We start from the raw sequence: 15756 nt of genomic DNA, 5'->3' as shown, positions 1-15756 counted from the left end.
CATTCTTCAGCGTAGCCGAATGATGAGTCGAATATCCGTAAGCGCCGCCGCCGTCGCCGCGATCCTCGGCGTGTTGCCGCTGCTGATTCTGCCGCAGATACCGCCGGCCGGCGCGCTGTGGGGCGGGATGCTGCTGGCGCTGATGCTGGCGGCGAACGGGCGCCGCTATGCGCTATGGCGCGTCGCGATCCTATTATTCAGTTTTTGCTGGGCAGGATTAAGCGCGCAGACGCTGCTTAAACAGATCGAACGGACGACGCGGCAGCCGGTCAGCGCCACGGTGACGATAAGTAGCATACGCTTCGCCGAGGTGGATGAGCCCCGGGCGATCGTTAAACTGGAGAAAATCGACCGGCGTTGGGTATTTCCGCCGCTTTATGCGTATGTGACATTGTCACCTGGAATGCGCGACTGGTGCGGCGGGCAACGCTGGCGCATCGCCGCACGCTTTCGTCCGGCGCACAGCCGCCTGAATCAAGGCGGATTTGACAGCCAGCGCTGGGCCGTCGCGAAGCGTCAGCCGCTATCGGGCCGGATTCAATCCGCGCAGCTTATTGATGCGTCCTGCAATCTGCGCCAGCGCATTATTTCTCATGCGGAACATCGGGTGGCGGCGCTGCCGTGGCGCGCCATCCTGCTGGCGCTGGCGTTTGGCGACATGAAAACCGTCAGCGCGGAAACCAAAACGTTGCTGCGCGCGACCGGCACCATGCACCTGATGGCGATCTCCGGCCTGCATATCGCGCTCGCCGCGCTCTTCGGCTGGGCCGTCGCGCGGGCGCTGCAATATTTGCTGCCGGCTTACGCTATTGGCTACCGTTTTCCCTTATTTATCAGCTGGCTGACGTCATGGACCTATGTATGGCTCGCCGGGGGAAATCCGCCGGCGGTCAGAGCGGCGCTGGCGCTCAGTGTCTGGGTTTTGCTGAGGGCGCAAGGCGTGACCTGTTCACCCTGGCAGGTATGGCTCTGGTGTATCGCGCTTATCTTATGCGGCGACCCTCTCAGCGTGCTGTCCGACAGTTTCTGGCTTTCCTGTCTGGCCGTGGCGTCGCTGATTTTCTGGTTTCAGTGGGCGCCGTTGCCGCAACGGTGCCGGCGGGGCGTTTACTGGTGCTGGCTCCGCTGGCTGCATTTGCAAGCGGGGATGACGCTGCTGCTGTTGCCGCTGCAGCTCGCTATGTTCCATGGCGTCAGCCTGACCGCTTTGCCCGCCAATCTGTGGGCGATACCCATCGTCTCGTTTATTACTACTCCCTTGGTGCTGCTGGCGTTGCCTCTGATGTATATCGGCGGCCTGGATTATGGGCTGTGGCGGCTGGCGGATATCTCGTTGAGAAGCGTATTTACGCCGCTGGCCTATATGCGGAACGGCTGGATCGATCTCGAGTCGTCCCTGCTCGTCGGCAGCGTTGTCGGCTGGCTATGCGTGGTGATATGGCGTTTCGCGTGGTGGCGCAGCTACCCCGTTAGTATCTTCAGCCTGATTATGCTGCTCCTGGTCTTCAGGATGAAAAACGATCGGCCAAACTGGCGGGTCGATATGCTGGATGTCGGCCATGGTCTGGCGGTGGTGATTGAGCGCAATGGCAAAGCCGTTCTGTACGATACCGGCAGCCGCTGGGAGGGGGGCGATATGGCGACAAGGGAAATTTTGCCCTATCTGCGCTGGCGCGGACTAGCGGTGGAAAAAATTATTGTGAGTCACGGCCATAGCGATCATATCGGCGGTCTGGATACGCTGAAAGCCGCCTTTCCGGGCGCGCAAATCTTCAGCCCGATTAAAGACGCCGGGCATTATCCCTGTCTGCGCGGCGAGGTTTGGTCCTGGCAAGGGTTAAGGTTCAGCGTGTTGTGGCCGCAATCCCCGGCGCTCGACGCGGAGAATAATGACTCCTGCGTGGTTCGCATCGACGATGGCCGCTATCGCGTGTTATTGACCGGCGATATCGAGCTCGCCGCGGAGCAACAGCTGGTTAGATGGCAGAGAGAGGCGCTGGCTGCAGATTTGTTACAAATCCCCCACCACGGAAGCCGAACCTCCTCGTCGCCGACGTTTATCCGCGCGGTCGGCGCGGCGCGCGTTTGGTCCTCCAACTCACGCTATAACCCATGGCGGCTGCCGGCGGCAACGGTTGTGGCGCGCTATCGCCGGCAGGGTTATGCGTGCGGGGTACGGCGGCCTCGGGGCAGCTGAGCGCGCGTTTTTTCAACGATTATTGGCGCATAATCGGCTTCAGAGAGCAAATATCTCCCCGCTGGTATCATCGGTGGTTTGGCGTAAAGCCGGATAATGAGTAAAATAGGCGGCTATTTCTTATTGGCTCAGGTTTATTGCATGCTGAATGATAAAGATCTCTCCACCTGGCAGACATTTCGTCGCCTATGGCCGATGATCTCTCCTTTTAAAACGGGGCTAATTGTGGCCGCGATCGCGCTGGTGGTTAATGCCGCCGGCGACACGTTGATGCTGTCTCTACTTAAGCCGCTGCTTGATGAAGGGTTTGGTAAGACCGATCGTTCCGTCCTGGTCTGGATGCCGTTCGTGGTGATCGGGCTGATGCTGATGCGCGGCGCATCGGGCTTTGTTTCAAGTTACTGCGTCTCCTGGGTGTCCGGCAAAGTGGTGATGGCGATGCGCCGCCGCCTGTTTCAGCACATTATGGGGATGCCGGTAACCTTCTTTGACCAGCAGTCGACGGGCACGCTGTTGTCCCGCATCACCTATGACTCCGAGCAGGTGGCCGCGTCGTCGTCGGGCGCCCTGATTACGGTGATCCGGGAAGGGGCGTCCATCATCGGCCTCTTCATCCTGATGTTCTATTACAGCTGGCAGCTGTCGCTTATCCTGATCGTCATTGCGCCGATCGTGTCGGTGGCCATTCGCCTGGTCTCCAAACGCTTTCGTAATATCAGCAAAAATATGCAGGATACGATGGGGCTGGTGACCACCAGCGCCGAACAGATGCTGAAAGGCCACAAAGAGGTGTTGATTTTCGGCGGCCAGGAAGTCGAAGCGCAGCGCTTTAATAAAGTCAGCAACCGTATGCGTCAACAGGGCATGAAGCTGGTTTCCGCCTCTTCCATTTCCGACCCTATCATTCAGTTGATCGCGTCGCTGGCGCTGGCCTTTGTCTTGTATGCGGCCAGCTTCCCGAGCGTGATGGAGACGCTGACGGCGGGGACGATTACGGTGGTTTTCTCATCGATGATTGCGCTGATGAGGCCGTTGAAATCCCTGACTAACGTTAACGCCCAGTTCCAGCGCGGCATGGCGGCCTGCCAGACGCTGTTCGCCATCTTGGATATGGAACAGGAAAAAGATACCGGCACGCTGGAGCTTGGGCGCGCCAAGGGCGATCTGGAATTCCGCAATGTCAGTTTCGCCTACTCCGGCAGAGAGAATCTGGCGCTGAAAAACGTCAGCCTGCATATTCCGCCGGGTAAAACCGTCGCGCTGGTGGGGCGTTCCGGTTCGGGCAAATCCACCATCGCTAATCTGATTACCCGTTTCTACGACATCCAGTCCGGCGAAATTCTGCTGGATGGGCACGATTTGCGCGAGTATACGCTCTCCTCTCTGCGTAGCCAGGTGGCGCTGGTGTCGCAAAATGTGCATCTGTTTAACGACACCATCGCCAATAATATCGCCTACGCCTGTCACGATCGCTACAGCCGGGAAGAAATTGAGCGCGCGGCCCGCATGGCGCACGCGATGGATTTCATCAGCACGATGGAAAACGGCCTGGATACCATGATCGGCGAGAACGGCGTTCTGCTTTCCGGCGGACAGCGTCAGCGTATCGCCATTGCGCGCGCGCTGCTGCGCAACTGTCCTATCCTGGTGCTGGATGAAGCGACGTCGGCGCTGGATACCGAGTCGGAGCGCGCGATCCAGTCCGCTCTGGACGAGCTGCAAAAAGATCGCACCGCGCTGGTTATCGCTCACCGTTTGTCTACCATTGAGAAAGCCGATGAAATTTTGGTCGTTGAAGACGGACGCATTATCGAACGCGGTGAGCATGCCGCGTTGCTGGCCAGTAACGGCGCCTATGCCCAGTTACATAAAATGCAGTTCGGCGAATGATTGAGCGCATCTGGTCGGGGCGCTCGTCGCTCTATTGGCTGCTGGTGCCCCTGTCCGCGCTATACGGGCTCGTCGCTTTTCTGATACGTCAAAGCTACCGCCGGGGATGGCGCAAGAGCTGGCGCGCCCCGGTGCCGGTGATTGTGGTGGGAAATCTGACGGCCGGGGGCAATGGTAAAACCCCGGTGGTGATCTGGCTGGTGGAGCAGTTACGGCGCAGGGGATACCGGGTCGGCGTGGTCTCCCGCGGCTACGGCGGTAAGGCACAACGCTATCCGCTGCTGGTCGATGACGACGTTTCCACCGCGCAGGCGGGCGATGAACCGGTGCTGATTTATCAGCGCACCGGCGCGCCGGTCGCCGTGGCGCCGCGGCGGCGCCTGGCGGTAGAGGCGTTACTGGCGCGTTATCCGTTGGATGTAGTGATAACCGATGACGGGTTGCAGCATTATGCGCTAGCCCGCGATATCGAGCTGGTGGTGGTGGATGGCGTCAGGCGTTTCGGCAACGGCTGGTGGCTGCCCGCGGGGCCGATGCGCGAGCGGGAAGGCCGGTTAGCCTCCGTGGACGCGGTTATCGTCAACGGCGGAACCGCCCGCAGCGGCGAGATTGCGATGTGTTTGACCTCGGGCATGGCGGTTAATCTGCTCACCGGGGAGAAACTCGCGCTGAAACAGCTGCAAGACGTCGTGGCGATGGCGGGCATCGGCTACCCGCAGCGCTTTTTTACTACGCTGCGCGACGCCGGCGTGCGTATTTCACGTGAGGCGGCGTTTGCCGACCATCAGCCCTATCAGCTTGAACAACTGCAAGCGCTGACCGCCGACGAAGCGCAGCCGCTGCTGATGACGGAAAAAGACGCGGTTAAATGTCGGGCGTTCGCCCGCCGCAACTGGTGGTATCTGCCGGTCGATGCGGTTTTGGCCGAACCGCAGGCGGCGCAGCTGCTTAATCGGCTGGAGGCGGCGTTGCGGCCGCATTAGCCGTCGAACCCAATAATTTCAAGCCGCCGACGCGCGGTGGCTTGAAGGGAAATATAACCTTGTTGGCTTCTTGATGGAGGAAGCATGGATCATCGTTTACTTGAAATAGTTGCTTGTCCCGTATGTAACGGACGGCTGTACTTTAATAAAGAAAAACTGGAGCTGATATGCAAGGTTGATGGGCTGGCCTATCCGGTGCGTGACGATATTCCCGTTTTGCTGGAGCATGAAGCGCGTAAATTAGCGGCCGACGAGATCACGCAATGAATTTCAACGTCATCATTCCGGCGCGGTTCGCCTCAAGCCGTCTGCCCGGTAAACCGCTGGCGGATATCAACGGGAAACCGATGGTGGTGCATGTGATGGAGCGCGCGCTGGAGTCGGGCGCCCGGCGCGTGATTGTGGCGACCGACCATCCTGACGTACAGGCCGCGGTGAGCCGGGCCGGCGGCGAGGTCTGTTTAACCCGTGCGGATCACAATTCAGGAACCGAGCGGTTGGCTGAAGTGATTGAGCGTTATAAGTTTGCTGACGATGAAATCATCGTCAACGTTCAGGGCGACGAACCGCTGATTCCGCCGGTGATCGTGCGACAGGTCGCCGAAAATCTCGCCGGCTGCCGAGCGGGTATGGCGACCCTGGCGGTACCGATTACCACCAGCGAAGAAGCGTTTAACCCCAATGCGGTTAAAGTGGTGATCGACGCGCAAGGGTACGCGCTCTATTTTTCCCGGGCGACGATCCCCTGGGAGCGCGAGCGCTTTGCGCGTACGCAGGAGACTATCGGCGATCACTTTTTACGTCATATCGGCATTTACGCCTATCGGGCCGGGTTTGTGCGCCGTTATGTCGGCTGGGCGCCCAGTCAGCTGGAGCAGATTGAGCTGCTGGAGCAGCTTCGGGTTCTGTGGTACGGCGAGAAGATTCACGTTGCCGTGGCGAAAGCGGTTCCCAGCGTCGGGGTGGATACGCCGGAAGATTTGGCGCGCGTGCGCGCGGTTATCGCCAATGTGTGACTTTTCCCGCGTCTCTTTCCGCCACTTCCGTCCCTTTTCCCGTCATCCCCGTGCAGGCGGGGATCTCCGGCGACGCCGCGCCGTATGAAACAGCAGGTTCCCGCCTGCTGAGCGCGGGGAGCGACGGATATGGGCCTGACCGCGCGACGAGGGCGCGGCAGCAACGCGCTTTCCGTGATGTTTTCTGTGGCGCCGATGTTCCTCTCGATTCCCCTTTCTTTGATCTGTATTGAAGAAATTACCTTTGGCTCATCGCATGATCGACGGTTAGGCGATGCTGCCAAGCAGAGGTCTGGCTACGGTTTATGGAACAATTAAAAGCGGAATTAAGTACGGTGCTGGGCGAAAGCCTCAGCCGGCTTGAACGGGTAAGCGAGCAGCCTTACGCGCATTTGTATGCGTTGTATGATAAGGAAGGCAATGCGATCCCCCTGTTGGCCAAAGGCTACGTCTGTCAAGGCGTGGCGCAACAGGAGGCGTATAAGCTTTCCATGCTGGCGCGGGAAGGGGACGTACGGCTTCCCACGGTGTATGGCCTGGTGGTGACGCAGCAGGCGCCCTATAAAGAGCTGTTATTGATCGAACGGCTGCGCGGCGTTTCCGTTGAAGCGCCGACCCGCACGGCGCAGCGCTGGACATCGCTGATGGACCAAATCGTGGAAAGCGTGCTGGCCTGGCACCGTATCGATAGCCACGGCTGCGTCGGCTCCGTCGACAGCACGCAGGAGAATGACTGGTTTAGCTGGTATCAGCAGCGGCTGGAGGTTCTGTGGTCCACGCTGCTCAATATCAGCGCGCCGCTGTTGACCCAGGAGGATCGCAGCCTGCTGTACCGTTCGCGTCAATGCCTGCCCGCTTTATTTGATGATTTCAACGACAGCTGCGTACTGGTGCACGGCAATCTCTCGTTGCGCAGCATGCTGAAAGACTCGCGCAGCGATCAGCTGCTGGCGATGATTAATCCGGGCACGATGCTCTGGGCTCCCAGAGAGTACGAACTGCTGCGCTTGTGCGAGCCGGGCATGCCGGAGCAACTGCTATATCATTACCTCGGCAAAGCGCCGGTCGCCGAGTCGTTTGTCTATCGCCGCTGGCTGTATGTTATCTGGGAGGCGATCGCCCGCTATATCCATACCGGGCAGCTGGATCGGCGGCTGTTTGATATGGCCGCGCGCGAACTCTCCCCCTGGCTGGAATAGCGCGCTATGCGCCCTATGACGCCGGGGCATCCTGCGCGGGCTTGACGCCTTTCAGGCGTTGCCAAATCCGTCCCAGCGTCTCGTACCATGCCCGTTCGCTGTGCGAGAGCGCATACGCCGACGGCACTATCTTCTCCCAGGGATTGAGCGCAGTGGTGATGGCCATTTGATTGGCCGGCGCCGGGATGGGGTTTAGCCCCTGCGCCTGGAAAAAACGCAGCGCGCGGGGCAGATGGCTGGCCGACGTCACCAGCAGGAACGGCCGTTTTCCTACCGCTTTGGCGGTACTGGCGGCCTCTTCCTCCGTATCTCTCGGGGTATCCAGCGTCAGGATATCCTGCGCCGGGACGCCCAGGCTCTCCGCCACTAGCGCCGCTGTTTTCGCGCTGGTTACCGGATTGCCCTGCGCCGCGGCGCCGGTAAAAATCATTTTTGCGCCGGGGTTGGCGTGGTAAAGCCGAACGCCTTCGGTTACGCGCGGTAGGCTGTTATTGATTAGGTTGGAGCTCGGCGCCCAGTCCGGGTTATAGGTATAGCCGCCGCCCAGCACCACGATGTAATCTACCTTGGGCTGGCCCGGCCGCCCTGGCTGCCAGGTCGGGTAGCGCGTTTCCAGCGGTAATAACAGCCGATCGGATACCGGCTGAATGCTGATCAGCGCCAGCATCAGCCAACCGGCGAGGATCAGCATTTTTCCGCCGCGTTGCCAGCGCGTGAACGCCACGCATAGTAGGCCGATTCCCATTAACAGCAAAAGTATCGGCAGAGGCTGCAGCAGGCTGCCGATAACTTTTTTAGCGACAAACAACATAAAATCACCTTCCTTTTGGCTGAAAAAACCGCATCCGGGCAGATATCATCGGGTAAGACCATTTATTCTAAGCCAGCCTGTGCCAAAATAGCAGTTTCAACAACGCCGGCGCGCGCGATAGCCGCGCGTTTTTTATTCGCTCTAGCCAACATCGTCCGAGCGGCGGAAGAACCGACGCCTATGCGGCTTGGAATACGGCGGCTATGCCCTAAAGAGTGCGAATCGCAGGAGGGCCAACGCGCCTGCGGCTTGACATGCGACGGTATAGCCATCATGACGTGGAAATCTTGACCGATGCAGGATCGCAATTTTAACGATATCGCAGAAAAGTTTGCCCGCAATATCTATGGAACGACGAAAGGTAAACTGAGGCAGGCGGTGTTATGGCAGGATCTTGACGGCCTGCTGGCCCAGTTCCCCGATCGCCCGTTAAGAATTCTGGATGCCGGCGGAGGCGAGGGCCATATGGCCTGCCGTTTGGCCGCTTTAGGACATCAGGTATTGTTGTGCGATTTATCAGATGAGATGATTCAGCGCGCGCAAAACGCCGCGGCCGCACAAAATGTGAGCCATAACATGCGTTTTGTACAATGCGCCGTTCAGGATATCGGGCAGTATATGGAAAAGCCGGCCGATCTGATATTGTTTCACGCGGTGCTGGAATGGGTGGCTCAACCCCGGCAGGCGCTTAAAATATTGTATGATTGCCTGTCGCCGGGCGGCGTTTTATCCCTGATGTTCTATAACCATCATGGCCTGTTGATGCGTAACATGGTGTTGGGCAATTTCTCCTATGTGCAAGCGGGTATGCCTAAGCGCAAACGGCGCTCGCTCTCTCCCGATCACCCGCTGGATCCGCAGCAGGTCTACGGCTGGCTGGAGGCGTTGGGATTTTCCATCGGCGGAAAAACGGGGGTGCGGGTATTTCATGACTATTTGCAGAATAAGCAGCAGCAAAGCGATAATTTCGCCGAGATTCTTGAGCTCGAACAGCGGTATTGCCGGCAGGAACCCTTTGTGAGTCTGGGGCGTTATATCCATGTCATGGCGCATAAAACCCATTTGAAGGATGCATTATGAGTGATTTTTCCCAGACTGTACCCGAACTGGTCGCCTGGGCACGAAAAAATGATTTTTCCCTTTCGCTTCCCACCGAACGTCTGGCGTTTTTGCTGGCGATTGCGACGCTGAACGGTGAGCGCATGGATGGTGAAATGAGCGAAGGCGAACTGGTTGACGCCTTTCGCCATGTCAGTCAGGGATTCGATCAAACCAACGAAACCATCACCGTGCGCGCCAACAATGCGATTAACGATCTGGTGCGCCAGCGATTGCTCAATCGCTTTACCAGCGAACTGGCGGACGGCAACGCCATCTACCGCCTGACGCCGCTGGGCATCGGAATTACCGATTACTATATTCGCCAGCGCGAGTTTTCGACGCTGCGGCTTTCCATGCAGCTCTCCATTGTGGCCCAGGAGCTGAGCCGGGCGGCGGACGCGGCCGAAGAGGGCGGCGATGAGTTTCACTGGCACCGCAATGTCTTTGCGCCGCTGAAATACTCGGTGGCGGAGATTTTCGACAGCATCGACCTATCCCAGCGGCTGATGGATGAGCAGCAGCAGGGGGTGAAAAACGATATCGCGGCGCTGCTGAACCAGGATTGGCGCGCGGCGATCGTCAACTGCGAACAGCTATTGACGGAAACGTCCGCCACCCTGCGCGAACTGCAGGATACGCTGGAAGCCGCCGGCGATAAATTACAGGCCAGTCTGCTAAGCATTCAGGATGCGATTCTGCATAACCCGAACAACCTGGAATTTGTTGATAAGCAGGTCTTTGATCTGCAGAACAAACTCGACCGTATCGTCAGCTGGGGGCAGCAAACCATCGATCTGTGGATCGGCTACGATCGCCATGTGCATAAATTTATCCGTACGGCGATCGATATGGATAAAAACCGGGTGTTCGCGCAGCGTTTGCGCCAGTCGGTGCAAAGCTATTTTGACCATCCCTGGGCGTTAACCTTCGCCAACGCCGACCGCCTGCTGGATATGCGCGACGAGGAGCTGGCGCTGCGCAGCGACGAAGTGACCGGCGAGCTGCCCGCGGAGCTGGAATATGAAGAGTTCAGCGAGATGCGCGAGCAGCTGATCGCGCTGGTGGAGCAGGCGCTGCATAAATATAAAGAGCGGCGGATACCGCTTAATTTGAGCGATGTGATGCGCGAATATCTGGCGCAGTATCCTCGCTCGCGGCACTTTGATGTCGCCCGAATCGTGGTCGACCAGGCGGTTCGCCTGGGTGTGGCCGAGTCAGACTTCACCGGATTGCCTGCGCTATGGCAGGCGATCAATGATTACGGAGCCAAGGTGCAGGCCCATGTCATCGACAAATATTGAACAAATCATGCCGGCCAGGCTGGCGAAAGCGCTATCGAATACGCTGTTTCCGGCGCTGGACAGCCAGCTGCGCGCCGGCCGCCATATTGGGATGGAAGAGCTGGAAAATCATGCTTTTCTGATGGATTTTCAGCAAGAGATGGAAGAGTTTTACAGCCGGTACAATGTGGAGCTGATCCGGGCGCCGGAAGGCTTCTTTTACCTGCGGCCGCGTTCGACTACGCTGATCCCCCGCTCGGTGCTGTCCGAACTGGATATGATGGTGGGGAAAATCCTCTGCTATCTCTATCTCAGTCCGGAACGTCTGGCCCATGAGGGCATCTTCAGCCAGCAGGAGTTGTATGAGGAGCTGCTCGGTCTGGCGGATGAAAATAAATTACTGAAGCTGGTCAACCAGCGCTCGACCGGTTCCGATCTCGATCGGCAGAAGCTACAGGAAAAAGTGCGCACCTCCCTTAACCGGCTGCGCCGCCTGGGGATGATCTACTTTATGAGCAGCGATAACGGTAAGTTTCGTATTACCGAGTCGGTGTTTCGCTTCGGCGCCGATGTGCGCGGCGGCGACGACGCCCGCGAAGCGCAGCTGAGGATGATTCGCGATGGCGAAGCGATGCCTGTCGAAAGCAGCCTATCGCTGAAAGACGAAAACGATGAGAACGATCGCAGAGATGATATCTCGTCAGAGAGTGCTGAGGATGAACAGGAATGATAGAACGCGGTAAATTTCGCTCGCTGACGCTGGTTAACTGGAATGGTTTTTTTGCCCGTACCTTTGATCTGGATGAGCTGGTCACCACCCTCTCCGGGGGGAACGGGGCAGGGAAATCGACAACCATGGCCGCGTTTATTACGGCGCTGATCCCCGACCTGACCTTGTTGCATTTCCGCAATACCACCGAGGCCGGCGCCACCAGCGGCTCACGCGATAAAGGTCTGCACGGCAAGCTGCGCGCGGGGGTGTGTTACTCCACGCTCGATGTGATTAACTCCCGCCATCAGCGCGTGCTGGTGGGCGTGCGGCTGCAGCAGGTGGCCGGGCGCGACCGCAAAGTGGACATCAAACCCTTCATCATTCAGGGGCTGCCGACGGCGATACAGCCGACGCAGCTGCTGACCGAGGCGGTCGGCGAACGTCAGGCGCGCGTGCTCTCTTTGCCGGAGCTGAAAGAGCGCGTTGAGGAGATGGAAGGCGTTCAGTTCAAACAGTTCAACTCGATTACCGATTATCACTCGCTGATGTTCGATCTGGGCATTGTTCCGCGCCGGCTGCGTTCGGCGTCCGATCGCAGCAAATTCTATCGGCTGATTGAAGCGTCGCTGTACGGCGGGATATCCAGCGCCATTACCCGTTCTCTGCGCGACTACCTGTTGCCGGAAAACAGCGGCGTGCGTAAAGCTTTCCAGGATATGGAGGCGGCGCTGCGGGAAAACCGCATGACGCTGGAGGCGATTCGCGTAACGCAGTCCGATCGCGATCTATTTAAGCATTTGATCTCTGAAGCGACCTCCTATGTCGCCGCAGACTATATGCGTCACGCCAACGAGCGCCGCATCCATCTGGACGGCGCCCTGGAACTGCGCCGCGATCTGTTCAGCAGCCGTAAGCAATTAATTAATGAACAGTATCGCCATGTGGAAATGGCGCGCGAGCTGGAAGAGCAGAGCGGCGCGGAAGGCGACCTGGAGACGGATTATCAGGCGGCCAACGATCACCTGAATCTGGTGCAGACCGCCATGCGCCAGCAGGAAAAAATCGAACGCTATAACGCGGATTTGGAAGAGCTGAGCTACCGGCTGGAAGAGCAGAATGAGGTGGTCGAAGAGGCGCGCGAACAGCAGGCCGAAAACGAAGAGCGCGCCGACGCCGCCGAGCTGGAGGTGGATGAGCTGAAAAGCCAGCTTGCCGATTATCAGCAGGCGCTCGACGTGCAGCAAACCCGCGCGATTCAATATCAGCAGGCTCAGCAGGCGCTGGAACGGGCGCGCGAATTATGCCGTTTGCCGGATCTGAGCGTGGACAACGTGGATGACCGGCTGGAGAGCTATCGGGCGAAAGAGCGGGAGAGCACCGAAGTTCTGCTGATGCTGGAACAGAAACTGAGCGTCGCCGACGCGGCCCACGGTCAGTTCGAAGAGGCTTATCAACTGGTGAGCCGTATCGCCGGCGCGGTCAGCCGCAGCGAGGCCTGGCAGACGGCGCGCGATCTGTTGCGCGATAGCTCATCGCAGCGTTATCAGGCGGAGCGGGTACAACCGCTGCGCATGCGGTTAGCGGAGCTGGAGCAGCGCCTGCGCGAACAGCAGGACGCCGAACGGCTGTTGCAGGATTTCTGCAAACGCAACGGGCAGGATTATCAGCCGGAAGATCTCGAGTCTCTTCAGCAGGAGCTTGAGGCGCGTATCGAAACCCTTTCGGCGCTGGTCGCCGAGGCCGGCGAACGCCGGCTGGCGCTGCGTCAGGAGCTGGAGCAGATTCAACAGCGCATTCAGCGGCTGACCGCCCGCGCCCCGGTCTGGCTGGCGGCGCAGGAAGCGCTGACGCAGCTGAGCGAACAGAGCGGCGAGGCGTTTGAAGATAGCCGCCAGGTCACGGAGCACATGCAGCAGTTGCTGGAGCTGGAGCGCGAAAAGACGGTTGAGCGCGATGAGATCGCATCCCGCAAACGGCGCGTGGAAGAGCAGATTGAGCGTCTCAGCCAGCCCGGCGGCTCTGAAGATCCCAGACTGAACGCGCTGGCCGAACGTTTCGGCGGCGTATTGCTGTCGGAAATTTACGATGACGTCACCCTGGATGACGCGCCTTACTTCTCGGCGCTGTACGGTCCTTCGCGCCACGGCATCGTGGTGGCGGATCTGTCGCTGGTGCGGGAGCAACTGGCGGGGTTGGAGGATTGTCCTGAAGATCTCTATCTGATCGAGGGCGATCCGCAGTCGTTCGACGACAGCGTCTTCGCCGTCGAGGAGCTGGAGCAGGCGGTGGTGGTGAAGGTCGCCGAACGCCAGTGGCGCTACTCCCGCTTCCCGGACGTTCCTCTGTTCGGCCGCGCGGCGCGGGAAATGCGCCTTGAAAGCCTGCGCGACGAGCGTGAAACGCTGGCGGAGCAGTACGCCACGCTGTCGTTCGACGTGCAGAAAACGCAGCGGCTGCATCAGGCTTTCAGCCGCTTTATCGGCACGCATCTGGCGGTGGCGTTCGACGACGATCCGGAAGCGGAAATGCGCACGCTGAACGCGCGCCGCGGCGAGCTGGAGCGGGCGATCGCCAATTTTGATAGCGAAAATCAGCAGCAGCGTCAGCAATATGAGCTGGCGAAAGAGAGCAGCGCGCAGTTAAACAGACTGATCCCGCGTATCAGCCTGCTATGCGACGACGGTTTGCAGGATCGGGTTGAAGAGATACGCGCCGAGCTGGATGAGACGGAAGAGTCGGCGCGCTTTATCCAACAGCATGGCGATGCGCTGGCGAAGCTGGAGCCTATCGCCTCGGTGCTGCAAAGCGATCCGCAACAGCATGAGCAACTGCGGGAGGCGTATGCGCAGGCGCAGAACGCCCAGCGTCAGGCTAAACAGCAGGCGTTTGCGTTAACCGAGGTTACGCAGCGTCGGGCGCACTTCAGCTACACCGACTCGGCCGGGATGCTGGGGGAAAACGCCGACCTTAACGACCGGCTGCGCCAGCGTTTGGAGCAGGCGGAGGCGGAGCGGACCAAGGCGCGCGAACGCCTGCGTCAGCATCAGGCTCAGCTCACCCAGTATAGCCAGGTTCAGGCGTCGTTGAAGAGTTCGTACGACGCCAAGTGCGACATGCTGAAAGAGCTGACGCAGGAGTTGCAGGAGATCGGCGTGCGCGCCGACGCCAATGCCGAAGCTCGGGCCCGCCAGCGGCGCGATGAGCTGCATAGCGCCTTAAGCAATAACCGGGCGCGCCGCAATCAGTTGGAAAAACAGATCACCTTCTGCGAAGCGGAAATGGACGCTCTGCAGAAAAAATTACGCAAGCTTGAGCGCGATTACCATCAGATGCGCGAGCAGGTGGTGACGGCGAAGGCCGGCTGGTGCGCCGTTATGCGGCTGGTTAAAGACAATGGCGTCGAGCGGCGTTTGCACCGCCGCGAACTGGCCTATATGGACGGCGATGAGCTGCGTTCCATGTCGGATAAGGCGCTGGGGGCATTGCGTCTGGCGGTGGCGGACAACGAACATCTGCGGGATGTGCTGCGCCTTTCCGAAGATCCCAAACGGCCGGAACGCAAGATTCAGTTCTATATCGCGGTATACCAGCATCTGCGCGAACGCATCCGCCAGGATATCATTCGCACCGACGATCCGGTGGAGGCCATCGAGCAGATGGAGATCGAGCTGAACCGGCTGACCGAAGAGTTGACCGCGCGCGAGCAGACGCTGGCCATCAGTTCGCGCAGCGTGGCGAACATTATCCGCAAGACGATTCAGCGCGAGCAAAACCGTATTCGCATGTTGAACCAGGGGCTGCAATCCGTGGCCTTCGGTCAGGTAAAAAGCGTGCGTCTGAACGTGAATGTGCGCGAAACCCATACCACGCTGCTGAACGTTCTTTCCGAACAGCAGGATGTGCATCAGGATCTGTTCAACAGCAACCGCCTGACCTTTTCCGAAGCGCTGGCGAAACTGTACCACCGCCTGAACCCTGAAATTGATATGGGCCAGCGCACGCCGCAAACCATCGGCGAAGAGCTTCTGGATTACCGCAACTACCTTGAGATGGAGGTTGAGGTTAACCGCGGCGCGGACGGTTGGCTGCGCGCCGAAAGCGGCGCGTTGTCGACCGGGGAAGCGATCGGTACCGGGATGTCGATTCTGGTGATGGTGGTGCAAAGCTGGGAGGAGGAGTCCAAACGGCTGCGTGGTAAGGATATCTCCCCCTGCCGCTTATTGTTCCTTGATGAGGCCGCCCGCCTGGATGCGAAATCCATCGCTACGCTGTTCGAGCTCTGCGATCGCCTGGAAATGCAATTGATTATCGCGGCGCCGGAAAATATCAGTCCTGAAAAGGGCACAACGTATAAATTGGTGCGTAAGGTCTACCAGAACCACGAGCATGTGCACGTGGTGGGGCTGCGCGGCTTTGCCGGCGAGGCTTCCGAGGCTCGGGAGCAGGCGTCCTAGCCTCTGTTATGCCCGCCGTCTCGGCGTTGTGCCGGCATCTTTACGTCGTGCCGCTGCCGTACCGTTATCCCCGCGCCACCTTCCCGTCATCTCCGCCTGCCGACTGCGGGGAC

11 protein-coding genes and 1 pseudogene are annotated in these 15756 nt (G+C 59.1%); 11 read left to right on the top strand and 1 reads right to left on the bottom strand.

Going from position 1 to position 15756, the window contains the following annotated elements:
- Positions 1 to 19: 19 nt before the first annotated feature.
- The 7 genes and pseudogenes from VSX58_RS04115 (at position 20) to VSX58_RS04085 (ending at position 7285) form a co-directional block, all read left to right on the top strand.
- Positions 20 to 2301, top strand: a pseudogene (locus VSX58_RS04115) (ComEC family protein).
- Positions 2302 to 2338: 37 nt separating this feature from the next.
- The gene (gene msbA, locus VSX58_RS04110) at positions 2339 to 4087 is read left to right on the top strand and encodes a lipid A ABC transporter ATP-binding protein/permease MsbA (RefSeq protein ID WP_327616934.1); all 1749 of its coding nucleotides are present in this window, start codon (positions 2339 to 2341) and stop codon (positions 4085 to 4087) included.
- Positions 4084 to 5070 carry a tetraacyldisaccharide 4'-kinase gene (gene lpxK / locus VSX58_RS04105; protein WP_327616933.1) on the top strand — a complete coding sequence of 329 codons (987 nt, stop codon included), beginning with the start codon at positions 4084 to 4086 and terminating at the stop codon, positions 5068 to 5070. The genes msbA and lpxK overlap by 4 nt, the downstream gene beginning before the upstream one ends.
- A gap of 84 nt (positions 5071 to 5154) precedes the next feature.
- Positions 5155 to 5337: a Trm112 family protein gene (locus tag VSX58_RS04100; RefSeq protein WP_327614939.1), complete on the top strand. Its 183-nt coding sequence runs from the start codon at positions 5155 to 5157 to the stop codon at positions 5335 to 5337.
- Positions 5334 to 6086 (top strand): 3-deoxy-manno-octulosonate cytidylyltransferase, encoded by a 753-nt coding sequence (gene kdsB, locus VSX58_RS04095; protein ID WP_327616932.1) that lies wholly within the window; start codon positions 5334 to 5336, stop codon positions 6084 to 6086. The genes VSX58_RS04100 and kdsB overlap by 4 nt, the downstream gene beginning before the upstream one ends.
- A gap of 129 nt (positions 6087 to 6215) precedes the next feature.
- Positions 6216 to 6404 (top strand): hypothetical protein, encoded by a 189-nt coding sequence (locus VSX58_RS04090; protein WP_327616931.1) that lies wholly within the window; start codon positions 6216 to 6218, stop codon positions 6402 to 6404.
- A complete protein-coding gene (locus VSX58_RS04085) occupies positions 6392 to 7285 on the top strand; it encodes a YcbJ family phosphotransferase (RefSeq protein WP_327616930.1) in 894 nt (297 codons plus the stop codon). Before VSX58_RS04090 ends, VSX58_RS04085 begins: the two co-directional genes overlap by 13 nt.
- A gap of 13 nt (positions 7286 to 7298) precedes the next feature.
- Here the strand turns inward: VSX58_RS04085 and elyC are convergent, their stop codons facing one another.
- Complete coding sequence (elyC, locus tag VSX58_RS04080) at positions 7299 to 8096, bottom strand: envelope biogenesis factor ElyC (protein WP_327616929.1); 798 nt, start codon at positions 8094 to 8096, stop codon at positions 7299 to 7301.
- Positions 8097 to 8390: 294 nt separating this feature from the next.
- Between elyC and cmoM the strand changes: the two genes are divergently transcribed.
- Genes cmoM through mukB form a run of 4 tightly spaced genes read left to right on the top strand, consistent with a single transcriptional unit; the run spans position 8391 to position 15643 of the window.
- Positions 8391 to 9176, top strand: a complete 786-nt coding sequence (gene cmoM / locus VSX58_RS04075; RefSeq protein WP_327616928.1) for a tRNA uridine 5-oxyacetic acid(34) methyltransferase CmoM — start codon at positions 8391 to 8393, stop codon at positions 9174 to 9176.
- Positions 9173 to 10498 (top strand): chromosome partition protein MukF, encoded by a 1326-nt coding sequence (mukF, locus tag VSX58_RS04070; protein ID WP_327616927.1) that lies wholly within the window; start codon positions 9173 to 9175, stop codon positions 10496 to 10498. Before cmoM ends, mukF begins: the two co-directional genes overlap by 4 nt.
- Entirely contained in the window at positions 10479 to 11207 is a 729-nt protein-coding gene (mukE, locus tag VSX58_RS04065) for a chromosome partition protein MukE (protein ID WP_327616926.1), read from the top strand. The genes mukF and mukE overlap by 20 nt, the downstream gene beginning before the upstream one ends.
- On the top strand, positions 11204 to 15643 hold the full coding sequence (mukB, locus tag VSX58_RS04060) for a chromosome partition protein MukB (RefSeq protein WP_327616925.1): 4440 nt from the start codon (positions 11204 to 11206) through the stop codon (positions 15641 to 15643). Before mukE ends, mukB begins: the two co-directional genes overlap by 4 nt.
- The last annotated feature ends 113 nt before the right edge of the window (positions 15644 to 15756 follow it).

Origin of the sequence: Brenneria populi, from assembly GCF_036016195.1 — a bacterium.
Taxonomy (GTDB): domain Bacteria; phylum Pseudomonadota; class Gammaproteobacteria; order Enterobacterales; family Enterobacteriaceae; genus Brenneria; species Brenneria populi.
This window is presented reverse-complemented; position numbering and strand designations above follow the sequence as displayed.